Raw genomic sequence first — 22,000 nt, 5'->3', positions numbered from 1 at the left:
TTTTATAAATTTTTATATATAAAAATCAGATGAGAATCAGTAAAAGTAGGAAATTTTTGCTTTTGCAAATATTTGTGTACCTTTGCATCCCTCTAAAAGTGAGGTTTTTGATATGAAGCATCTCCGCGAATTTGACATAGCTTTTGTAGGTCTGACGCCCGGGGTGCATACATTCCAATACCAGATCACAGATAGTTTCTTTGAAAACTACGGACAGCAGGATTTCTCGAACTGTAACGCGACCGTAAAGTTACAATTTGACAAGAAAAATAACCTTTTCTTGTTAAAATTCGAGGTCGGGGGTACGGTTACCGTTACCTGTGACCGCTGCGGGCAGCCGTTCGAGATGCAGCTGTGGGACGATTTCAACCAGGTGGTAAAGCTGGTGGAAGACCCCGCGGAGCTGAGCGGTGACGAAGATCCGGACATTACGTACATTTCCAGGACGGAATCGCACCTGAACGTAGCCGATTTTGTCTACGAGTTCATCAACCTGAGTATCCCCATGCAGCGGATACACCCGGATGATGCCAACGGCAAAAGCGGTTGCGACCCGAAAGTGCTCGAAATGCTGGAAAAAATGAACAAACAGGGCGAAGACACCACTAATCCGATCTGGAAAGGGTTGGAGAAGTTCAGAGACAATTGATTTTAAACAAGTACAATTAAAATTTAAATAAGATGCCGAATCCTAAACGTAGACATTCGCAGCAAAGATCAGCAAAAAGAAGAACGCACTACAAGGCTTTTGCTGAAACGTTAAGCACAGACAGCGCTACCGGCGAAGTGCACCTGAGACACCGTGCTCACTGGGTAGAGAACAAACTGTTCTATAAAGGAAAAGTTGTTTTGGAAAAACAAGCTGCCGTTAAATAATAATTTTTACTAATTTTACCCCCGAGCAAAAAGACAAACACAGTTCATGAGAATCGGGCTTGATATGATGGGCGGCGATTACGCCCCCGCAGAAGCAGTAAAAGGAGTTAAATTATTTTTAGATAGCAGTGTTGCCGCAGATGTGCATCTGGTACTGATCGGTGACGAGCAAGCCCTGGCGCCCTTGCTGTCCGATGCACAGCTGGACCAATCAAGATATTCAGTTGTTCATTCATCCCAGCTCATCGGGATGAATGAACATCCTACCAAGGCGCTCAAGGAAAAGCCGCATTCCTCCATTTCCATCGGCTTCCATCTCCTGCAAAACAAAAAAATAGGTGCTTTCATCAGCGCCGGTAATACCGGGGCCATGATGGTAGGCGCTATTTATTCCATTAAGCTCATTGACGGCGTTCAACGCCCCACCATTTCCACTATTGTACCCAGGGAAACCGGTAACCCCGGCCTCCTGCTGGATGTTGGCATCAATGCGGACTGCAAACCGGAAAACCTGGTACAGTTTGCCCTGCTGGGCTCCCTCTATTCCCAATACATCATGGGCAACCCCTCCCCCAGAGTGGGCCTGCTCAATATCGGGGAAGAAGAAGGCAAAGGCAACCTGCTGGCACAAGCCACCTACCCCCTGCTCAAAGAGGCCAAACAACTGAACTTTATCGGCAACGTAGAAGGCCGGGACGTGTTCAAAGACACCGCAGACGTGATCGTTTGTGAAGGGTTTACCGGCAATGTAGTGCTGAAAATGGCGGAGTCTTTCCATGATATTATGGTCAGGCGCAATATCAAAGACGAGTACATGGACAAGTTCGACTTTGAGCAATACGGCGGTACGCCGGTACTGGGCGTGTCCGAGCCGGTGATCATCGGCCACGGCATATCCGGGGGCCGCGCCTTCTCCAACATGATAGCCCTGGCGCAAAGAATGATAGAAAGCAAACTGCTGGACAAGGTCCGCGAGAGCTTTGTAGCGGTAAAAGAAGATTGATCCCCATCGGGTTAAAGATACCAAGGGGCTTACCTTACCAGGTGAGCCCTTTTTCTTTTGTGGCGTTGCGCCCAGGGAGCTACTTCACCAGCGGTAATTTCACAAAGAAAGTAGTACCCATGCCCGGGGAGGTCTTGAACCAGATCTCCCCGCCCGCCTGTTCCACTATGTTTTTGCACATAGCCAGGCCCAGGCCGGTGCCGGAAGATTTGGTGGTGAAATTGGGTACGAATATTTTGGGCTCCACCTCCGGCGGAATGCCGGTACCATTATCTATTACCTCCACGGTAACGTGCTCCCCATCATCATTCACAGAAATGGCAATATGCCCCTCCCGGCCCTCGGGAATGGCCTGAACGGCGTTCTGGAGGAGGTTGGTGAACAGGCGGTTGATCTGGGTCTTATCCGCGGCAATGCGGTAGGGTTTCTGCTGGCGTTCAAAGTAAATATGGCATTCAGGGCTGCTCATATAGAGGGCGGTCACAGACTGCAGCACCTCTCCCAGCGAAAACACCTCGCTATGGCCCTTGCTGATGTAGGCAAAAGCCGCAAAATCAGACGCAATGTTAGACAGGTGCTCGATCTGCTCTACCAGGGTGCTGGCCACGTTGACAGACAGGGCCTTCACATCTGGCGAGTCATTGGCAATGGCCCGCTGCAGGTACTGGATGCTGAGCTTCATGGGCGTGAGGGGGTTCTTGATCTCGTGCGCCACCTGCCGCGCCATTTCCCGCCAGGCGCCTTCCCGCTCGCTTTTGGCCAGCATTTCGGCGCTCACTTCCAGCTTCTGCACCATTTTGTTGTATTCCTTCACCAGCAGGCCTATTTCATCGTCCTTGTCCCATGCTATCTCCTCATTGTGCTGCCCCAGGTTCACGTTCCGCAGCTTGTCCGTAATGAGAGAGAAAGATTTGGTGATGGTATTGGAGATCAACAGCACCAGCAGGCCAGCTATCAGGAAGATAAAGGCGTTGATGGTGATGAGGGCCACCAGGAAGGTGGATATCTGCTGGTTCAGCTCTGTTTGGGTGGCAAAATACGGCACGTTGAGGTAGGCAAACACGTTGCCCTTGTTGCGCAGGGGAATGTACCCGCTGATGAACTTCATGTTGCCGATGCGCTCCTCCTGGATGAACTGTATCTCGTTCAGCCGGGAAAGCTGGTAATAGGCCAGCGGGTTCATGGCTTCAGACAGCAGGCCCTTTTCTATCATGAGCGGCTGGGCAGACAGCTCCAGCTGACCGTGGGTGTTGTAAATATTGATGTCTACATTATGTTCCGTGGCTATTTCCGCAATAGCGGCGGAGAGGTCTTTCACAAAAATGGAATCGAATATCATTTCCATTTCGTCAAACTCCCGCTGGGCATGAAAGGCGCCTTCAATTTCGCGGGCTATGCCATGTACGGTGGTGCTCAGCTTTTCAGCGTTCTCTTCCCGGTAGCGGCCAATGAAAAAGAGGATGGTGGTGAGGCCCAGCGCCAGGAAGGCGAACGTAACGGCAAAAATAATGGTGCCCTGCACTTTGGTGCGGATGCTGGGCTTCACAATGTTACGCAGGTTGGCAATGCGCATGCGCGCCTTGATGAGCAGGTCAAGCAACACGTACAGGCCAATGATCAGCAAGAAGAGGCAGAACATGTAGGCAAAGAGCGTGATGAACTCCAGGAAGTTTCGGGTGGGCTTGGCTATCAGCACCAGCTTGTCTTTCGAGGCCTGGTAATACAGCACCGAGTAACCGTTCTCTTCCTCATACACCACATCCGCGGCGGGTATTTCACGCGGCGTGAGGTAGGTCTTGAAGGGGTAGCTGTTGTGGTTGAGCACCAGCACCCCCTTGTCGTACACAGCGCTGGAGTACCGGTCTGCATACTCCGCGTCAGGGTCCTGCATGCCGCTTTCTATCAGCAGCTCGGGGTACAGCCGGTCTGCCCGCGCTACTTCCGGCTCCGAGCGTACTTCGTAAAAGAGGTAGCCTGATACAAAATCGTTATAGCCGGTAAATTCCTTTTTGCCGATGTAGCTGTAGTCGTTAAAGCTGCGCTCGTCATAATACAGGTCCCGGCCCAGTACGTGCGGCAGGGTGCTGCCGGTCATGATGCGGGCATTGAACTGCTCCAGCGTGTCGCGCGTGCGGTTGTAGAGCGGCTGGCCTTCCGCGTCAAAGGTGTGGAAGGAAATATTGAAGCGGTTCAGGTAGCGGGAGAAATATTTTTCTTCCAGCGTTCTTTCCAGGCCCCGCTTGCTTTCCCGGCTGGGCTGTATAAAGAACTGGCGGATGGCGGGGTCTTTCGCAATGCGGTCTCCCACGTCCGTCAGCAAGGTTTCCAGGTAGGGGTCCCGCTGCTTGGAGAGGTTCTGCGCTATGTTGAGGCGGGTGTTCAGCTCTTTCTGGTTGTTGTAATAGATGAGCACGGCAGAGGTGGTGACCGTCATCATCAGCATCCACATAATGAATGGCAGGGAGGCGGAGCCCTGGCTGAAACGCAGCTCCAGCAGGTCCAGTATCACCACGTAGGCCAGCAGCCAGAACATCAGCACCACAGAGGCGCTGAAATCCGGCTGGTTGAAGCGGAAGGCCAGCCACACCAGGCCCACCACCGCCAGGGCAATGTATTTGCTGCGGTACTGGAAGTCGGTCAGCTGGTTGAGCAGGTAGTTGACGATCTGCGAGAAGAACAGGAAGGTAATGGCAATGAAGCCCAGGCACATGCTGCCTATTACGCTGTACTCGTTGAGGCTGAAAAAGTTGGTAACGTCGTAAGATATCTTGGAATCTATTACCAGGCTGCGGATCAGGTCCAGCAGGAACTGGCCGGCAATGAACATCACCAGGCCCGCCGCGCCGATGATGAGGCGGCTCTGCCACTTTTTGCGTACCACTGGCGGGTGAATGGTGCGCACATGCTGCCGGAAAAAGAGGATCAGCCAGAAGGTGAACAGTACGTTCAGCATGAGGTCTCCCAGGGAGCGGAACACATCGTCTTTTGCATAGATAGTGGGCTGAAAGAGGTTGAGGGAGCCCAGGTCTACCGGGAAGGCGTACAGGTAACTGAGCACCCTGAAAATAAGCACTACAGCCAACAGGAAAAGGAACCCTTTCAGCGGGGACAGTTTTTTGGCAATGAGGGTGGCAAACAGGTTGATGAAGATCAGCACGCAAATGCAGCCCAGCGTGAGCAGCAATACGCTTATCAAACTCGGCGAGGTTTCCGACTTGGAGGGGTCATATTGCAGGTAAAAGAGAATAGTGCTTTCCACGTTCACCACGGGCAGCCCCGGCGGGCGGTTGTTGATGGCGTACTCCCGGCCTATGGCGGGGCGGCCGTAAAAACGGGAAGGCAGGTACTCGTTGGAAATGCTGTATTCCCGCTTTACCGGGATAAGGCCCAGCAGGTAGCGCCCGGAGGGGTAGGCATGCACCTTCATAACGTAATAGCCATTCAGCAGCTTGCGGAAACTGGTGCCGGGCCGCAGGCCTTCCTGCACGGGAGGCTGCACGGTGTTGGTGCTCCAGAACACCATTTTATGGCCATATTCCGTGGTATCAAAAGCAAAGAGAAAATAATCCCGCCCGTGAATGTCTTTCAGCATGCCTTCGCTATAGCTGCCGTTGAACAGCTTTTTAACGGTGGCGGTATCTGCCGCCAGTTTGCCGAACGAGTTTTCGCGGCTGTGGATGTCGCTCTCCAGGCTGCGCTGTACGCCGTGGGGGGAGGAATAATAACTCCAGTAGTTGTTGAACAGGAACGCGAAGGTGAACAGCCACGCGGCCACTATCAGCAGGTAGCCGTTGCGGAGAAAAAACAGTCTTATTTCCTTGATGTCCAGCATAATTTTTATTGGCCCGGTTTCGCTTGTTCCTGTCCTGGTTTATTGTATTGTGTTGTGCCTACGTATGCTCATTCTCCCTGTTTGATCCTGTTCCACAGCCCGTCCATTTCCTGCAGGCTCATTTCATCCAGCGTTCTGCCGGTTTCCGCGGCCAGGGTCTCCATGGCCTTAAAGCGGCGGATGAACTTCTTGTTGGTGCGTTCCAGGGCGTTTTCCGCGTCTATTTTCAGGAAACGGCTGTAGTTGACCAGGGCAAACAGCAGATCGCCAAATTCGGCCTCTATTTCATCCTGGTTGCCCTTCTGCACCGCTTCTTCCAGCTCCAGGGTCTCTTCTTTTACTTTATCCAGCACCTGGCTGGTGGTATCCCATTCAAAACCCACGGTCCTGGCCTTTGTTTGCAGCCGCATGGCCTTTACCAGCGCGGGCAATGATACCGGTACCCCGCTCAGCACGGATGTTTTCCCTTCCTTCAGCTTCAGCTTTTCCCAGTTCTGCTTCACGTCTTCCTCGTTTTCCACCTTCACGTCCCCATAAATATGCGGATGGCGGGCCACCAGCTTGTCACAAATGCCCGTGAGCACGTCCGTAATGGTGAACTTCTCCTTTTCGGCGCCTATTTTGGCATAGAACACGATGTGCAGCATCAGGTCTCCCAGCTCTTCACGGATGCTTTTATAGTCTTCTTCCGTGATGGCGTCTGTCAACTCGTACAGTTCTTCTATGGTTTGCTGCCGCAGGCTCTGGAGGGTCTGCTTCCTGTCCCAGGGGCACTTTTCCCGCAAATCGTCCATGATCTCCAATAACCTGTTAAAAGCTTGTGCTGGCTGCTGCATAACATTAAATATTAAGGTCCCGGTGCTAAGAAACGGAAAAATAATGCAAATCCGGGATATCCCCGATTCCATATCTTTCCACCCCGCGGTTGTTAATTTCTTTTTCTTGGCAGGAAAGCCAATTTAATTAGCTTTGCGGCCTTAGCAAAATCACAAAAGAAACGCATATGAATCCGAAACACGTGGCGCTCATATCCGCCGAGCTGGGCATCTCCACGAAGCAGGCCGAGAGTACCATGGGCCTATTGGCCGAAGGCTCTACCGTACCGTTCATCAGCCGGTACCGCAAGGAGCAGACCGGCAGCCTGGACGAGGTACAGATCGGCAAAGTGGAAGACCTGTCCAAGCGCTACAAGGAGGTGGATGACCGCCGTGCCTTTATTATCAAAACCATCACGGAGCAGGAGAAAATGACCCCTGAGCTGCTGGATAAGCTGGAAAGCAGCTGGGTGCTGGCGGAGCTGGAAGACATGTACCTCCCCTACAAGCCCAAACGTAAGACCCGCGCTACCGTGGCCATTGAAAAAGGCCTGGAACCGCTGGCCAAACTGATCTTTGAGCAGGAGGAAGAAGGGGTGGAAGCGGCCGCCGAAGGTTTCATCAACGAGCAGGTGGCCAGCAGTGATGAGGCCCTCAAAGGCGCGCGGGACATTATTGCGGAATGGATCAACGAAAATGCCGAGCTGCGCGACAAGCTGCGCAAGCTCTTTACCAATACCGGCGTGTTTACCTCCAAGGTGATAGAAGGCAAAGAGGCCGAAGGCGTGAAGTACAAAGATTATTTTGATTTCAACGAGCCGCTGCACAGCATTCCTTCTCACCGCGTGCTGGCCATTCTGCGGGCGGAGAGCGAAGGCATCCTTTTCGGCAATATAGCGCCGGTGGAAGAAGACGCTTCAGAGATCATCCACAAACAATTTGTGAAAGGCAAAGGCTTTGCGGCCGAACAGGTTGGCAAGGCCGCGGGGGATGCGTACAAACGCCTGCTGCGCCCTTCGCTGGAAAACGAGTTCAGGGCCACGGCCAAAGAAAAAGCGGATACCGAAGCCATTGAGGTGTTTGCCGAAAACCTGCGCCAGCTGCTGCTGGCGGCCCCGCTGGGCCCCAAGCCGGTGATAGCCATAGACCCCGGTTACCGCACCGGTTGCAAAACCGTGGCGCTGGACAACCAGGGCAACATGCTGGCGCACGACGTTATTTTCCCGCTTGAAAAGAATTACAAGGCCCAGGATGCGGAGCACCTGCTGCGCAACTGGGTAGACAAATACGAGGCCTCCGCCATTGCCGTAGGCAACGGTACCGCCGGCCGAGAAACCGAAGAGTTCGTAAAAAAGATAGACTTCGGCCGCAAGGTGAACGTGTTCATGGTGAATGAAAGCGGCGCCTCCGTATACTCCGCTTCAGAGGTAGCGCGCGAAGAGTTCCCGAACGAAGACGTGACCGTGCGCGGTTCCGTATCTATTGGCCGCCGCCTCATTGACCCGCTGGCGGAACTGGTAAAGATAGACCCCAAGGCCATTGGCGTGGGCCAGTACCAGCACGATGTGAACCAGGGCCACCTCAAACAAAGCCTTGACCGCGTGGTGGTCAGCTGCGTAAACAACGTGGGCGTAAACCTGAACACCGCCTCCAAACACCTGCTGGCCTATGTTTCAGGCCTCGGCCCTTCCCTGGCGGAAAACATTGTGAAGTACCGCAGGGAGAACGGCGCGTTCAAAAACAGGAAGGAGCTGAAAAAAGTAACACGCCTGGGCGATAAAGCGTTTGAACAATGCGCGGGCTTCCTCCGCATTGAGAACGGAGACAACCCGCTGGACAATTCAGCCGTACACCCCGAGCGCTACCCGCTGGTAGAGGCCATTGCCGCCAAACAGCAATGCACCGTGGCAGACCTCATCGGCAAGGAAGACCTCCGCAAGCAGGTCAACATCAAGGAATTTATTACCGAAGAAGCCGGCCAGCTCACCGTTGAAGATATTCTCAAGGAACTGGCCAAACCCAGCCGGGACCCGCGAGACGAGATCGCCATCTTCGAATACGCGGAAGGCATCAAGAGCATGGAAGATGTGAAACCCGGCATGACGCTGCCCGGCGTAGTCACCAACATCACCGCGTTTGGCGCGTTCGTAGACATTGGCGTGAAGCAGGACGGGCTGGTGCATATCTCCCATCTTTCCAACAAGTTCATCAGCAACCCCAACGAGGCCGTAAAGCTGAACCAGAAGGTAACGGTAACCGTACTGGAAGTGGATATTGCGCGCAAACGCATTTCCCTTTCCATGAAAACCGGCGAACCTTCAGGCGGCGGCCAGCGCAGGGAACGCAGGGAGCAGAAGCCGGCCAAAGAAGCGCCGCTGAACGACTTCCAGGCAAAACTGCAGGCGTTGAGATCGAAGTTCAAATAACATATCACTGCTGCAAGGCTGGACCACGTGTTCTACCAGCGCATCATTACAGGGCTGACCCCAAACGGGGTCGGCCCTGATCATTCCGGGTATGGTGAAGCCCCTTTCCCCAAAATGTCGCATTCCACCGCAACGAAGTCGGATTCCCCCATCCCCTCTTTCACCGCCTGCCCCTACTTTTGTATCAACAAATCATTCTTCACTCTTTCAACCGTAGAAAAATGAGAAAGATCAAAGTCATTACCTTTTCGTCACTTGACGGCGTTATACAAGCTCCCGGCGGCCCCGGGGAAGATACCTCCAACAACTTCAAATTCGGCGGCTGGTCTGTTAACTATGGCGACGAAACAATTGGCCAATACCTGGACAAGGCTACCGGGCAGCCACACGATCTGCTGCTGGGCAGGAAGACCTACGATATATTTGCCGGCTACTGGCCTTTCAAAGGCGGCCCCATGGCAGAAAAGATCAACAAGGCCACCAAATACGTAGCCACCGGCACTTTGCAAAGCGCTACGTGGGACCGTACTGTACTGCTCAACAAAAACACCTTGCAACAGGTAAAGGAACTGAAAGCGCAAAACGGCATAGACCTGCTGGTGTGGGGCAGCGCCAACTTTCTGCAAACATTGCTGGCTGAACAACTGGTAGACGAACTTATCCTCATGACGTACCCGCTGCTGCTGGGCAAAGGCAAACGCCTTTTTGACGGCAACGCCGCACCCGGCAGCCTGCAGCTCACCGATCATGCTATTTCCGGCACCGGTGTGATCATTGCGCAATACCAGCCGGCGGGAGCAGTAGTTACCGGCGAGTTTGATGAAGAAGATGCTACGGAACAGGAACTTGAACAGAGAAAGAAATAAACGGGAGACTTGCATAGACAGGGCGCCATTGGGTAAAACACCACGTGCGCCTGAACAAAAAAGGGGCTGTCTCAAAAGTAATTTTTACCTGATCTTATTCAGGTACCTGATGGAGAGATTTTTCGTTTACGCGATTCTCAAGCCCATCAAATTACTTTTGAGACAGCCCCTTTTGTATAAGATCCCTGGTGCCTGCAAGGCATCAGTTCCTTTTTTCTTCAAATTTCATCATCCACTTCATCAGCTTCTCGGGGTACGCCGTGTCTTCCTTTTCCCCGTAGAGCTTTACCGCCTTGTTGCGGGCAATGCCTACGTAGATCACATCCCGCTTCATATCTATGGCAATAGCCGCCTCTTCCACGGAACAGTCGTGCGGCTTGCAGCCTTCATTGAACAGGATGCCGTTTTCCACTTCAATGGGCGGCATTACCTTGTAGCGTTTCAGGAACTCCGCCTCATCGGCGCCCAGCAACTGCCTGAGGCGCTGGCGCAGGGGGTTCTGGCTTACCAGCTTCACATCCTGCGCATACTTGCCGTTGTATTGTTCATAAGATTTCCATGATTCCACCAGTGCAGGCGTAATAGTGGTGTCTGTGGTGTGGATCATGGTATCTGCCGGTATCATGGTCAATGAGTCCGGCGATCTTTTTTCCTGCTTGTTCCCCGCCGGTGCGTTGCAGGCGGCCAGGGCCAGGCACATACAGGCAATGTAGTGTTTCATGGCTTGATATTGTATTCGTAAATAGGGTCTATGGGCGTATTGGGCGGCATGTGGAACACGGGGTTGATGATGCCGTTGCTGAGGCCGTACACCCAACCGTGCAGGTGCGGGCGCTGCTCCCGGCGCCAGGCTTCCTGGATGGTAGTGGTTTTGGCCAGGTTCATCACCTGTTCCTTTACGTTCAGTTCGGTGAGTCGGTCTACCTGCTGCTCATGCGTTTCCAGCGCGTCTATCTCATCCCGGTAAAAGCGGTACACGTCCTTGATGTGCTTAAGCCAGGGGTTGATAATGCCGAAGTTCTCATTCGTCATGGCCGCTCTCACCCCTCCGCAGCCATAATGGCCCACCACCAGGATGTGTTCCACTTCCAGCACCTTGATGGCGTATTCCAGCACGGTGAGCAGGTTCATGTCTGTATGCACCACCATGTTGGCCACGTTGCGGTGTACGAAAATTTCGCCAGGCTGCGTGTCGGTGATCTCGTTGGCGGGCACGCGGCTGTCTGAACAGCCTATCCACAGGAACTTGGGCGCCTGCTGGTCTTGCAGCCGCTTAAAAAAGTCTTTGTCTTGCGCCACTCTTTCAGCGGCCCATATCTTGTTATTCTCCAGTAGTTGTTCGAACGGGTTCATATGTATTATTTTCCAGTGAATACCGGTGTTCTTTTATCTATAAATGCCTGCATGCCTTCCTTCTGGTCATCAGAGGCAAACAGCAGGTAAAAGTTTTTCCTTTCGAAGTGCAGCCCTTCTTCCAGCGTGCTGTCAAACGCCCGCAGCACCGCCTCTTTGGCCATTTTAACGGCCAGCGGGCTCATTTCCGCCACAACGGCCGCCAGGCGAAAGGCTTCCTGCAAATATAGTTCCTGCGGCACTACGCTGTTAATGAGACCGGCCTGCCGGGCTTCTGCCGCTGTAATGAAGCGGCCGGTCAGCACCATTTCCATGGCCAGGGCCTTGCCTACAGCGCGGGTGAGGCGTTGCGTGCCGCCGGCGCCGGGCATCACCCCTATTTTTATTTCCGGCTGGCCAAAGCGGGCCGTTTCGCTCGCCACTATCATATCGCACAACATGGCCAGCTCACAGCCGCCGCCCAGCGCAAATCCGCTAACGGCCGCAATCATGGGCGTCTTTATTTTTTTGATGGCGTCCCAGGTGCTGAACTGGTCCGTATTGAACATGTCAATAGCCGTTTTGCCCGCCATTTGCCGGATGTCTGCCCCTGCGGCAAATGCTTTTTCGTTGCCGCTGAGCACTATCACGCGGGTGTTCTCGTCTTCGTCCAGCATCTTCAGCGCATCCCGCAGCTCCTGCATGAGCTGCAGGTTGAGGGCGTTCAGCTCCTTGGGGCGGTTGAGCTGCACATGCGCTATGTGCGGCTGCGCCTGTTGATGTATGATGATGTATTCAGGCGTCATAACAACTGTTTTTAAGTAATGGCGAACATCAGGATGATAAACAATAACGCCACTATTAATGTTCCGGCCGCGTACAAAAATACCACCAGCAGGGAACGGCAAAGCGCCCCTATCCAGCTGCGCTCATACATATTGCGTGCTGCCATCACAAAGTACAGGAACAGCGGCAGCATGAGCCAGGCGTAGACATCATCGTTGTGGACCAACAGGTTCAGCACGATGCCTGCCATGTAGATCATGAAAACAAAGGTATGGATGTGGATGGCAAAAATGGCATGGTCTGCATAATACAGGTCTTTCCGCCTGAACACGATCTTCAGCAGCAGGGCAAAGAACGGCAACAGCAGGAACATCAGCTTGGGATAATGGTGCATCATGTTCTCCCTGAGCACAGTACTTTCATTATCCCCGTATTTGTCCCGCATCTCAAAGTGGCGGCGCTGGAGGTTGCGGATAAAGAACCCGTCCCGCTCATGTTCCGGTTTCAGTTGCTGCAGGGAGTCATACATGATGGCCGCACGGCCGGTAGTGTCGTTCTGGAGCCTGGCAAAACTCTCCATGGCGTTGGCGGCAATTTTATAGTCCGCCGAATCTTCAGGTTTGGCCGTGGCCAGGGAGTCTTTAAGGCGTTTTTCCACACTGCTGAAGGTAACCACCGCCTTTTCGTTTTCCTGCGCCGCCGCGCTTTTTTCATGCGGCTTTTTCCGGAGGTAAGGGTTTTCCCCGTGGTTCACGGAGCCCAGCAGCAGGAAAAACAGGAAAGAAGTGAACACATACAGCCGGATGGGGTTCACATAATCCGCCCGGTGGCCCTGCACATACTTTTTGGTGAGGAGGCCCGGGTAGAAAAAGAGGTTCTTTAAGGTAAGGAGCAGCTTGGAATCATAATGGGTGATGTCCTGAAAGAAATGGCTCACCAGGTGCCCAAAAGACTCTTTGGTTTCCACGTTTTCCTGTCCGCAGCGGGAGCAGAAACGTTCTGGCACTTCGGCGCCGCAGTTAAGGCAGGTTTTATCTTTTCTGAGATGTTGTGTTTTCACGAGCGGGTTTGCTGATTTTGGACGGCTAAAGATATAGATTTATGAGAATATACGTTTTGATTTGCCCTGAACGTTAGTACTTTTGCCAACAGCCGATGTTTTATATGAATAAACCGAGAACGTTATTGTGTGCCGCCCTGTTGCTGCTGGCAGCCGGGGCCCGGGCGCAGTATTATTACCAGGACATTTACAGCACCCAGCAAACCGCCGCCACCATGGCCGGTTTCAAGGCCGGCAAGGTCAGCTTCCAGCATGTACGGAGCCTGGATGCCAACCAGCAAACAGACAATGATTTTGTTTGCGTGCGCGGCATGAACCAGAGCTACCGCCAGATGCGGGCCGTTACACAAAGCCGGGTGAGCGGCCGTTCCGTACTGGTCTCTTCCTTCAGCAATGCCGGGCGGCTTACCAAAACGGTAGACAGTACGGAGAACTCCATCGGCACGGTGCAATACCAGTACAATGCCAGCGGCCTGCTGGAAGGCATCCAGACCCTTTCCCGGGGCCGGGAAGACAAGTTCCGGATGACGGAGCAGCGCCAGTACATATACGATACCCTGGGCCGCCTGCAGCGCCTGATCGTTAAAAAAGGCGGGCTTGACTCTACCATGGTGCAGTTCAAAACAGACACCGCAGGCAGGGTGACCGAAGAAGCCGCCCCCGGCCGCGCCCGCATCTATTATAACTACGATGCCCAGGGGCGGCTCACGGACGTGCTCCGTTACCACCCCAGCCGCAAACGCATGCTGCCGGACTACAGTTTTGAGTACGGCGCAGATGGGAAACTGGCACAAATGACGGTGGTGAACATAGAAAAGGGAGATTACCTGATCTGGAAATACAGTTATGACACGAAGGGGCTGCCGGCGCGGGAAGAATGCTATGGCAAAGGCCAGGAGCTATTGGGAATGATACGGTATACGTATGATTATTTTCAATAGAAGGTAAAAAATACTTGGCAGAATTAAAACAATTGCTATCTTTGCAATCCCAACGAAAAAAGTTCTTACATCTCTGCGGAAGTAGCTCATTTGGTAGAGCACGACCTTGCCAAGGTCGGGGTGGCCGGTTCGAGCCCGGTCTTCCGCTCAAAAAACAGATCATTCCAAACTGCCGGTGGTGGTTTGGAATTTTTGTTTAAAGTTCTTTGTGAATGGGTTACATTTACAAAGCAGGATACCCGGGTGGTGGAATTGGTAGACACGCCGGACTTAAAATCCTGTGGGCTGCAAGGCCCGTACGGGTTCGACTCCCGTCCCGGGTACGAATTATCAAAAAGGTCACCATAACTGGCGGCCTTTTTTTGTTTGCATCAGTTGTTAGCGTGCTAATTTATCTTTCCGCATACTTTTTATAGGCAATAAACCGGGGGTGCCAAGCCGATAACAAGGCGACTAGAAGCCGATAAGCCCGGGGTGCCAAGCCTACAACAAGGCGATAAGAAGGCGGCCGCCCCTTTCTATGTCAAATTTAAGCCATCATTATAGCTATGATCCTCAATACCCTATAATACCATTCTGCTCTTTTACGTCTTCCCCAATTTCTCAACCTGGTCCTTTATCTTTCCCTCATTGCTTCGAATAGTGAAGCGCCACACTGCCGGATTTGAAATGTATGATCTTGGCCAGCTTTAGCTCAAGTTTTTCCTGGAGGCTCCCGGCATCCAGCAATTGTCTTCCCTTCCCCACTATCACCGGGTGAACAACCAGGTTAAACTCATCAATAAGGCCCGCTGCAATCAGCTCGGGAAGCATGCTCACACTGTCTACCATAATTTTTTTACCGGGTTGCTGTTTCAGCTTCGCCAGCTCCGCCACAGGGTTGCTGTGAACGATCCGCGTTTTGTCATCGCCGCTGTTCAAAGATCTTGAAACAACAACCCTGTTGATGGAACTGAACCTCTCGGCAAATCTATTTTCACTGGGTGTGCCGGATTGATCTTTCGCAACATCGCTCCAATAGGGAAACATGAGCTGGTAGATGACACGGCCAAAAAAGACCAGGTCTACATCGTCCATCATTCCCGTAAAATAATCAAGGACCTCTTCACCTGGATCGGCAATAGTGTGATCGCAGTAACCATCAATGCTGATGTTCATGCCGAATGTTACAGTTCTCATCTTTATCAGTTTTTGTTTTTAACGCTATAAGCCAAAAATAAGGAAGGGGGTTAACTATGTTGAGGGCATTCCGTGCCAAAAAGGAGGGCTTTCAGGTCAATGTTCTACCTCCAAATTTTTCGCCGGAAAATAAAAGACAATTTACTCGTTATTTATTATCTTGACGGACATAAATGATAAGCAAACCTATGCGCCTGGGAATTACTCATGCCTTACTGCTTCTGGCGGCCGGTATCGTAGCTGTGAACGCCTGCCGCTCACCCAACAGACCGGCCGGCCAAACCGCCGTTGCCGAAAAAAAAGAATTGCCGGGCCTGGGGTCCATCGACGCCTTGCCGCGCACCTACCGCTCTCCTGCCAATAACCCCACTACGCCCGAAAAAATAGAACTGGGCCGGTTGTTGTTTTATGACCCTGTTTTGTCTGGCGGAAAAGACGTAGCCTGCGCCACATGTCATCATCCGGATTTCGGTTACGCGGAAAGCATCGATCTGTCTATTGGCGTAAACGGTACAGGCCTGGGCGAAAAGCGGCGCTTCAATCATGATAACAACATCCCCTTCACTAAACGCAATTCACAATCTCTCCTCAATACGGCGTTCAATGGCATTGGTCCAGACGGGCAATATACGCCGGAGGAGGCCCCTATGTTTTGGGACCTCCGCGCCAAGGGCCTTGAAGAGCAGGCTGCCATGCCGATAAAAACTTTGGAAGAAATGCGCGGGCATGGTTTCAGCGAAGATCATATTATGGAAGAAGTGGCGAAACGTGTGAACGGCATAGCCCAATACCGGCGGCTTTTTAAAACAGTATTCCCCGAAAGCAATACTGTCACACCTACCAATATCACCAAAGCCCTCGGCGCGTTCCAGCGTTCGCTGACGGCCGCGAACTCCCGCTTCGACCAGTTTATGCGTGGCGACCGCTCCGCCCTTACAGAAAGGGAGCGGGAAGGCATGCAGCTTTTTATCAATTCCGGTTGCGCACGTTGCCACAGCGGGCCCATGCTGTCAGATTTTCAATCTCACGTGCTGGGCGCTCCTGATAATGAAAAATTGCCGGTATCCGACTCCGGCATCCAGCGCAGTTACGGCTTCCGTACGCCAACACTCCGGAACCTGCGTTTCACCAGGCCGTACATGCATAGCGGTAAAATACAAACCCTCAACGAAGTACTGTTTTTTTATGAAGACCTGCATGGCAAACCGCTGCGCAACCCAAATGTTGACCGCGCACAGCTCGATCCCCTGGCTGCCGCGGTACGGGTGGAGTTTAAAGACATCAATAGCATTGTGGAATTTCTTAACACGCTCAACGATGCCAACTACGACAAAAAGGTGCCCTCTTCCGTACCGAGCGGCCTGCCCGTAGGCGGGTATATCAGGTAGACGCCGGATTTGAGGCATCGTAAAATTATCCATCTATACCATCAATTCTGACATTTTTCTGAAACCCTATAGCAATATCTTTGATTGCCTGTCAAATTGTATTGATAATGTTATTTCAACCAAAACAACAACGGACTACTGACCGATCTTGCGGGCCAATGAGATCTGGCATACCTGTGAGGAACATTTGATCGCAATTCACTAATAATATTCATGTGCAGGTAATTGCTCTTTGCTGCCGGTGCAATACATGCAAAACTGCGCATCCCGGCCGGCAACGGGAGAATTATAGGGCAATCCGCATCGTGAACAAACAATCACGGCAATGCAATGAAAGAATAATATCGTAATGGATAATCCTTTAAAATAAGAAATAGAAGATATGGATCGGAAACAAAACCTTCACGACTGGAAAATTTCGGGTATTCTTTTCCTCCTGCTCCTGGGAGGTGCATATGGCGCCTTTGCCCAGCAAACAAAACAAAAGCCGCCCAATATTATTTTGATCCTGGCCGATGATCTCGGGTGGACGGATATTACCCCATTTGGAAGCTCATTTTATGAAACGCCTCATTTATCGCAGCTGGCACGTGAAGGCATGCGGTTTACGAATGCATACACAGCTTCACCTGTCTGCTCTCCAACACGGGCAAGCATTATGACAGGGAAGTATCCTTCCGCATTGGGCCTTACAGATTATATCGGTGCCCCGGACCCGCAACAGCTCCGGAACAATCCGAAGTGGAAGGCCCGCTACCGGATGTTGCCTGCACCCACTGCGTCTCACCTGCCGCTAGACCAGGTAACTATTGCTGAAGCGCTTAGAGATGCAAACTACGCTACCTTCATTGCGGGAAAATGGCATTTGGGAGACAGCGCCATATATTGGCCGGAACACCAGGGTTTTGAGGTGAATAAAGGCGGCAATTCCATGGGCCATCCGCGGCGTAACCAGGCAACAGGGACAAATGGTTATTTTTCTCCCTACGGCAACCCGCGTTTGGAAGACGGCCCCCGGGGAGAACACCTCCCGCTCCGCCTAGCGCAGGAAACGAACCAGTTTATAGCAGCACATAGTGACCGCCCGTTTTTTATCTACTTGCCGTTCTATTCTGTACATACTCCTTTGCAAACAACCCCCGAACTGCAAAAAAAATATACCGAAAAGAAAGAACAGCTCAAGCTGACCGATGAGTTTCAAACCCAGGGAAATCTGAAAACAAGAACGAACCAGAGCCATGCTATTTACGCGGGGATGGTAGAATCCATGGATGAGGCCATCGGGCGCGTACTGGATAAGCTCAAAGCGCTCAATCTGGACGAGAACACGCTCGTTATCTTCTTTTCCGACAATGGGGGTTTATCTACCTCGGAAGGCCATCCCACTTCAAATATTCCGCTGCGCGGCGGAAAGGGATGGGTATATGAAGGCGGTATCCGGGTTCCCATGATCGTAAAATGGCCAGGCAAGATCAAGTCCAATACAACCAGTGCAACCCCTGTTATCAGTACAGACCTTTTCCCCACCCTGCTGCAGGCGGCCAGGCAGTCCCCGGCGCCTGCCCCGCATACGGATGGCGTGCAACTCAACCGCCTGTTCAAAGGGAAGAAAATAGCCCACCGGCCCTTATTCTGGCATTACCCGCATTTCAGCCCGCAAGGTGGAGGAGCGGCATCAGCCGTATTATATAAAGGATGGAAGCTGATCCACTGGTACGAGGAAGACCGCTATGAACTGTATCATATCGATCAGGACATTTCCGAAAGCAATAACCTGATCACGCAATACCCCAAAAAAGCGAAAGCGCTTAAAGAGATCCTGGAACGCTGGTTAAAAACGCAAAACGCCCAATACCCTATAAAATATGCCTCCTGACAGGAAACAATTATCATCATTAAATCGCTCTATATGACAAAACTGAAATGGACGATCTTAATTGCAGTTATTGTAAGCACAAGCGGATGCTCCAAAAGCCTCAAAGGGCCTGGCCAGGACCTGATAAACGAAACAGACGTCAAGCACAATGCGACTGCCACCTTACTGACGGCTAACGGATATGTATGGGCAAATGATAAGGTACCTATTAACCCCGATATATTTGGCGTTAATAATGACTGGTCCAGGGTCACCAATGCATCCTTCTCTTCCTTTGCGCTTGCGCTAAACGGTATCGGCAGCCGGTTGGTAAGGTTTCCCGGAGGGTGGGAGTCTGAATACTACAATTGGAGCTCCAATTCCACACCGGGATGGAGCGGAACGCCGGCCACGCCCGGAGCATCAATAGCCACCTTGAAAGCGAATGTTACAGATTATGCCATTGTAGTGCCAACATTGCAGGCCATGAATGAAGAGCTTTGGTCTCCTGCCTGGTGGAGTGCCATTGCCGCGCTGAGGGATTCAGCCGTTAAAGCCATCAATCTGGCGGGAGCAACCCAGGTAAAGATAGTTGAGATCGGCAATGAGTGGTGGCTGCAATGGGGCGGCGGTGTAGCCCGGAACGCTAAATTGATCAAGTATGTTAAAACCGCGATGAATATAGCAGAGTACATCAACCAGCAATTCCCGTCTGCCACCCGGAATTTCAAGCTGCTGATCAACGGGGATTATACCGTCCCTTCGGAATTTACGGCAATGAAAGCGCAGTTTACGAAAGCATATGACGCAATAGATGGTGTTGCGCTTCATACCTATACAGGGCACTATACAACCACTCATGGTATTGACAGCCTGAAATCACGGATCGAACAATGCGCAAATAATTTTAATCCTGTTAAAAACTATACATATTTATCGGAGTGGGCGCCTTCAAAAGCCTATAATGACAACTGGGTATATATGCAAGCCGCCAACGTTGTCCCGGATATAATCCAGGCATATGCAAGGGCGGGTGCTGATGCCGGCAGTTACTGGCCTCCAGTAAATAGTTCTATTCCAGGGCTCGGCCTGCTGAACTATAATTATGGCGTTGTTTTTCCCTGTGGCCAGATATTCAAAGAGATGTCCAGCAGCTATACAGGCCATGCGGTGAATACCGTATACGACTCCATCCATGTGGCAGCTGCACGCAATAGCACGGATACGCTCACGCTGTTTGTGATGGGACGCAATCAGCCCGCTACAACATGTAACGTAAAAGTTTATGGTTTTACAATTAGCGCTATAGAAAGCGTAGTCAGGTTCCGGCCCAATAATTACACCCTGCCTGACGCAGCCGTTCCCTATATAGCAGAAACCGCGGCAGCAACGCTGGATGCTGTGAATAACCGGATCACTATTGATGTGAACAGCGCCGGGCAGTTTGAGATGTATAAAATTGTTCTGAAACAGTAGGCCTGCTTGTCAAATTACCCGGTTGCGCGCTTGCCCGCATCAAGCCTTTCCTTCCGCTTATCGCTTAAATATTTCCTTACCGGAATATCGTAAGCCACCATCACCAGGTACGCCGCTCCCACCAGCAGCACTGTTCCGGCAATGATGATGAAGGTCAGCTCCGTGCCGCCGGGTTTATGGCTGGTGTAGTAATTGCCGAACATCCATAAAACGGCGTAATGCGTCATGTATAGCGGGTAAGAGATCTTCCCGGAAAAGATGCAGACCTTTCTGAGGCCCGGGGCCAACGTAGCCCCTGCGCCCAGGGCTACCAGCAGGGGAAAGTAAAACAATACTATTAAAGATTCGGATAACCAGTTCCATTCCGAAAATGGCATGATAAAGGCCAGGGACAATAATACAGCCAGGCCAACAAAGCCCAGCTTGTTTTTGATGATCCAGTTGGAACGGTAAATAAGCAGCCCTGCCAGGAAAGAATATGATATACGGGCGCCGCCATCCCAGAAGGTGGGGCCGCTCCAGCCGCCCAGCAAATTGCCGGAACGGTAGCATACCCAGCAAATAGCCACTGCTGCAATGATGGTTAACAGCACCAGGTAGCCGCGTTTGATCTTGCAAAGTATAAATGCGTAAACGATATTGGCGATATATTCCCAGAACAAAGACCAGGACGGCGCATTGAGGCCGAACAGGTTAAAGCCACGGTCTCCCATTACAGGAAAGGGAATCAGCAGCGCTGAACACAAAAACAGCAGGATGATCTTGCCGGTGCTGTACATTTCAGGCTGGCCGCCAAACGGGTCAAACAGAAATGCCAGCAAGCCTAACACCGATCCTGCTATGATCAGCGGATGCAGCCTGATGGCCCTCGATTTAAAGAACTCGAGAACACCCATTTTTGCCATCCGGTCATCATAGGCATACCCAATCACAAATCCCGAAAGGCAGAAGAAAAAATCGACGGCTAAAAAACCGTGCCCGATAAAGTTCTCGCTTAAGTCCGTATACACCCACTCCATAAAATGAAACACTACAACGGCCAGGGCGGCAATACCCCTCAATCCGTCCAGGATCTCGAAATGCGGTTTGGTTTGCAGAATTGTTGCGGCGGTTCTGTTCGTATCCATTATCGAAAATAAATTTATCCGGCTGCTGCCTTTATTGTTATATTTAGCGTATCACCGCAATAACGCAGGCATGAAAAAGGAAAACAACGTAAGATCTCAAAACGTAACCGATTATCCAAATGACAACACCTATTTTCTGGTGTGGGACCTCAGGAAAGAAGTGGATATTGTGAAAATAAAAACAGTTTTCAGCCAGGTTTGCGCTTTGGTCATTAACCTCAATAACTCCGCCCTTGACCGCTTTCCGGATGCCAAGGCCAGCTGTGTGATGGGCATAGGGTACGAAGCCTGGTTAACGCTCGGCCTCCCGAAACCCCTGCCAAAAGAACTGAAGAACTTTGTGGCGGTAAAAGGAGAGAAACACACCGCGGTTTCAACGCCCGGCGATCTGCATTTTCATATCAGGGCTGATAAAAAAAGCCTGGCTTACGATATGTCTTCGGTGATTTCCGGCCTGATGAAAGGCATTGCCGTATGTACGGTGGAAGTGCATGGCTTCAGGTACTGGGACAGCCGGTCTATTCTTGGCTTTGTGGACGGCACAGAAAATCCGCATGGCGCCGACCGTGCATTCTTTGCCGTTATTGACGAACAAGATCCCGCGTATAAAGGAGGAAGCTATCTTTTTGTTCAAAAATATATCCACGACCTGGATGCATGGAAATCGCTGCCCGTTCATGAACAGGAAAAGATCATCGGAAGATCGCGGGACAATGATATAGAAATGGCTGATGACGTGAAGCCCAAGAACTCCCATATTGCACTGGCAAATATCGGTGACGATCTTAAGGTGGTCCGCGATAACATGCCTTTCGGAAATGTGTCTTCCAATGAAATGGGCACTTATTTTATCTGCTATGCAAGTACCTTTGCTACAGTAGAGAAAATGCTGACCAATATGTTTATCGGGGACCCTCCAGGCAATTATGACCGTATCCTGGACTTCAGTACTCCCCAAACAGGGAGCTTGTTTTTTGTTCCCGGGCTGGATATGCTCGATGAATTTTCAGGCTGACGCGCCGCCCGGGAACACATTCC

General features: G+C 51.7%; 18 protein-coding genes and 2 tRNA genes. 12 read left to right on the top strand and 8 right to left on the bottom strand.

What is annotated here, in order from left to right; genetic code table 11:
- Positions 1-112: 112 nt before the first annotated feature.
- Genes D3A97_RS14860 through plsX form a run of 3 tightly spaced genes read left to right on the top strand, consistent with a single transcriptional unit; the run spans position 113 to position 1,879 of the window.
- A complete protein-coding gene (locus tag D3A97_RS14860) occupies positions 113-649 on the top strand; it encodes a YceD family protein (protein ID WP_119079259.1) in 537 nt (178 codons plus the stop codon).
- 32 nt (positions 650-681) lie between these two features.
- Entirely contained in the window at positions 682-876 is a 195-nt protein-coding gene (gene rpmF, locus D3A97_RS14855) for a 50S ribosomal protein L32 (protein WP_119079258.1), read from the top strand.
- A gap of 46 nt (positions 877-922) precedes the next feature.
- Positions 923-1,879, top strand: a complete 957-nt coding sequence (gene plsX / locus D3A97_RS14850; RefSeq protein WP_119079257.1) for a phosphate acyltransferase PlsX — start codon at positions 923-925, stop codon at positions 1,877-1,879.
- A 79-nt stretch (positions 1,880-1,958) separates the two neighbouring features.
- Here plsX and D3A97_RS14845 read toward each other — a convergent pair whose 3' ends face one another.
- Entirely contained in the window at positions 1,959-5,711 is a 3,753-nt protein-coding gene (locus tag D3A97_RS14845) for a sensor histidine kinase (RefSeq protein WP_119079256.1), read from the bottom strand.
- Positions 5,712-5,779: 68 nt separating this feature from the next.
- Complete coding sequence (gene mazG / locus D3A97_RS14840) at positions 5,780-6,547, bottom strand: nucleoside triphosphate pyrophosphohydrolase (RefSeq protein ID WP_119079255.1); 768 nt, start codon at positions 6,545-6,547, stop codon at positions 5,780-5,782.
- 167 nt (positions 6,548-6,714) lie between these two features.
- Here mazG and D3A97_RS14835 point away from each other — a divergent pair, with 167 nt between their 5' ends.
- Together D3A97_RS14835 and D3A97_RS14830 are read left to right on the top strand one after the other, a co-directional pair.
- Entirely contained in the window at positions 6,715-8,952 is a 2,238-nt protein-coding gene (locus tag D3A97_RS14835; RefSeq protein ID WP_119079254.1) for a Tex family protein, read from the top strand.
- Positions 8,953-9,173: 221 nt separating this feature from the next.
- Complete coding sequence (locus D3A97_RS14830) at positions 9,174-9,818, top strand: dihydrofolate reductase family protein (protein ID WP_119079253.1); 645 nt, start codon at positions 9,174-9,176, stop codon at positions 9,816-9,818.
- A gap of 202 nt (positions 9,819-10,020) precedes the next feature.
- On the opposite strand, the gene D3A97_RS14825 is transcribed toward D3A97_RS14830, so the two are convergent.
- From D3A97_RS14825 to D3A97_RS14810, 4 genes are read right to left on the bottom strand one after another with little or no spacing between them, the layout of a single operon-like run.
- Positions 10,021-10,539, bottom strand: coding sequence for an Ivy family c-type lysozyme inhibitor (locus D3A97_RS14825; RefSeq protein WP_119079252.1), 519 nt, complete (start codon positions 10,537-10,539; stop codon positions 10,021-10,023).
- Complete coding sequence (locus tag D3A97_RS14820) at positions 10,536-11,171, bottom strand: carbonic anhydrase (protein ID WP_119079251.1); 636 nt, start codon at positions 11,169-11,171, stop codon at positions 10,536-10,538. Before D3A97_RS14820 ends, D3A97_RS14825 begins: the two co-directional genes overlap by 4 nt.
- A 5-nt stretch (positions 11,172-11,176) precedes the next feature.
- On the bottom strand, positions 11,177-11,956 hold the full coding sequence (locus tag D3A97_RS14815; protein ID WP_119079250.1) for an enoyl-CoA hydratase-related protein: 780 nt from the start codon (positions 11,954-11,956) through the stop codon (positions 11,177-11,179).
- 11 nt (positions 11,957-11,967) lie between these two features.
- Positions 11,968-12,996 (bottom strand): DUF3667 domain-containing protein, encoded by a 1,029-nt coding sequence (locus D3A97_RS14810; RefSeq protein ID WP_157986550.1) that lies wholly within the window; start codon positions 12,994-12,996, stop codon positions 11,968-11,970.
- Positions 12,997-13,100: 104 nt separating this feature from the next.
- On the opposite strand from D3A97_RS14810, the gene D3A97_RS14805 reads away from it, so the two are divergent.
- The 3 genes from D3A97_RS14805 to D3A97_RS14795 all read left to right on the top strand — a co-directional run bounded on the left by D3A97_RS14805 (position 13,101) and on the right by D3A97_RS14795 (position 14,260).
- Entirely contained in the window at positions 13,101-13,937 is an 837-nt protein-coding gene (locus D3A97_RS14805) for an RHS repeat domain-containing protein (RefSeq protein WP_157986549.1), read from the top strand.
- A gap of 75 nt (positions 13,938-14,012) precedes the next feature.
- A tRNA-Gly gene (locus D3A97_RS14800) sits at positions 14,013-14,085 on the top strand.
- An 89-nt stretch (positions 14,086-14,174) separates the two neighbouring features.
- Positions 14,175-14,260, top strand: a tRNA-Leu gene (locus tag D3A97_RS14795).
- A gap of 304 nt (positions 14,261-14,564) precedes the next feature.
- Here the strand turns inward: D3A97_RS14795 and D3A97_RS14790 are convergent.
- Positions 14,565-15,116, bottom strand: coding sequence for a dihydrofolate reductase family protein (locus D3A97_RS14790; protein ID WP_119079247.1), 552 nt, complete (start codon positions 15,114-15,116; stop codon positions 14,565-14,567).
- 188 nt (positions 15,117-15,304) lie between these two features.
- Here D3A97_RS14790 and D3A97_RS14785 point away from each other — a divergent pair, with 188 nt between their 5' ends.
- The 3 genes from D3A97_RS14785 (at position 15,305) to D3A97_RS14775 (ending at position 19,835) form a co-directional block, all read left to right on the top strand.
- Positions 15,305-16,504, top strand: coding sequence for a cytochrome-c peroxidase (locus D3A97_RS14785; protein ID WP_119079584.1), 1,200 nt, complete (start codon positions 15,305-15,307; stop codon positions 16,502-16,504).
- Positions 16,505-16,886: 382 nt separating this feature from the next.
- Positions 16,887-18,380, top strand: coding sequence for a sulfatase (locus D3A97_RS14780; protein ID WP_198674006.1), 1,494 nt, complete (start codon positions 16,887-16,889; stop codon positions 18,378-18,380).
- Between the two features lie 33 nt (positions 18,381-18,413).
- Entirely contained in the window at positions 18,414-19,835 is a 1,422-nt protein-coding gene (locus D3A97_RS14775; RefSeq protein WP_119079246.1) for a hypothetical protein, read from the top strand.
- A 14-nt stretch (positions 19,836-19,849) separates the two neighbouring features.
- Here the strand turns inward: D3A97_RS14775 and D3A97_RS14770 are convergent, their stop codons facing one another.
- Complete coding sequence (locus D3A97_RS14770; protein WP_119079245.1) at positions 19,850-20,962, bottom strand: acyltransferase family protein; 1,113 nt, start codon at positions 20,960-20,962, stop codon at positions 19,850-19,852.
- A 70-nt stretch (positions 20,963-21,032) separates the two neighbouring features.
- Between D3A97_RS14770 and D3A97_RS14765 the strand changes: the two genes are divergently transcribed.
- Complete coding sequence (locus tag D3A97_RS14765; protein WP_119079244.1) at positions 21,033-21,977, top strand: Dyp-type peroxidase; 945 nt, start codon at positions 21,033-21,035, stop codon at positions 21,975-21,977.
- Positions 21,978-22,000: the final 23 nt, after the last annotated feature.

The sequence above is a fragment of the Chitinophaga alhagiae genome (genome assembly GCF_003568665.1).
GTDB lineage: Bacteria > Bacteroidota > Bacteroidia > Chitinophagales > Chitinophagaceae > Chitinophaga > Chitinophaga alhagiae.
This window is presented reverse-complemented; position numbering and strand designations above follow the sequence as displayed.

Excerpts from the sequence above, each read along its gene's own strand:
- D3A97_RS14765 (WP_119079244.1), top strand. The coding sequence starts at position 21,033 with ATGAAAAAGGAAAACAACGTAAGATCTCAAAACGTAACCGATTATCCA.
- D3A97_RS14835 (WP_119079254.1), top strand. The coding sequence starts at position 6,715 with ATGAATCCGAAACACGTGGCGCTCATATCCGCCGAGCTGGGCATCTCC.
- rpmF (WP_119079258.1), top strand. The coding sequence starts at position 682 with ATGCCGAATCCTAAACGTAGACATTCGCAGCAAAGATCAGCAAAAAGA.
- D3A97_RS14790 (WP_119079247.1), bottom strand. The coding sequence starts at position 15,116 with ATGAGAACTGTAACATTCGGCATGAACATCAGCATTGATGGTTACTGC.
- D3A97_RS14775 (WP_119079246.1), top strand. The coding sequence starts at position 18,414 with ATGACAAAACTGAAATGGACGATCTTAATTGCAGTTATTGTAAGCACA.
- D3A97_RS14860 (WP_119079259.1), top strand. The coding sequence starts at position 113 with ATGAAGCATCTCCGCGAATTTGACATAGCTTTTGTAGGTCTGACGCCC.
- D3A97_RS14770 (WP_119079245.1), bottom strand. The coding sequence starts at position 20,962 with ATGGATACGAACAGAACCGCCGCAACAATTCTGCAAACCAAACCGCAT.
- mazG (WP_119079255.1), bottom strand. The coding sequence starts at position 6,547 with ATGCAGCAGCCAGCACAAGCTTTTAACAGGTTATTGGAGATCATGGAC.
- D3A97_RS14830 (WP_119079253.1), top strand. The coding sequence starts at position 9,174 with ATGAGAAAGATCAAAGTCATTACCTTTTCGTCACTTGACGGCGTTATA.
- D3A97_RS14785 (WP_119079584.1), top strand. The coding sequence starts at position 15,305 with ATGCGCCTGGGAATTACTCATGCCTTACTGCTTCTGGCGGCCGGTATC.
- D3A97_RS14815 (WP_119079250.1), bottom strand. The coding sequence starts at position 11,956 with ATGACGCCTGAATACATCATCATACATCAACAGGCGCAGCCGCACATA.
- D3A97_RS14780 (WP_198674006.1), top strand. The coding sequence starts at position 16,887 with ATGGATCGGAAACAAAACCTTCACGACTGGAAAATTTCGGGTATTCTT.
- D3A97_RS14820 (WP_119079251.1), bottom strand. The coding sequence starts at position 11,171 with ATGAACCCGTTCGAACAACTACTGGAGAATAACAAGATATGGGCCGCT.
- D3A97_RS14805 (WP_157986549.1), top strand. The coding sequence starts at position 13,101 with ATGAATAAACCGAGAACGTTATTGTGTGCCGCCCTGTTGCTGCTGGCA.
- D3A97_RS14825 (WP_119079252.1), bottom strand. The coding sequence starts at position 10,539 with ATGAAACACTACATTGCCTGTATGTGCCTGGCCCTGGCCGCCTGCAAC.
- D3A97_RS14845 (WP_119079256.1), bottom strand. The coding sequence starts at position 5,711 with ATGCTGGACATCAAGGAAATAAGACTGTTTTTTCTCCGCAACGGCTAC.
- plsX (WP_119079257.1), top strand. The coding sequence starts at position 923 with ATGAGAATCGGGCTTGATATGATGGGCGGCGATTACGCCCCCGCAGAA.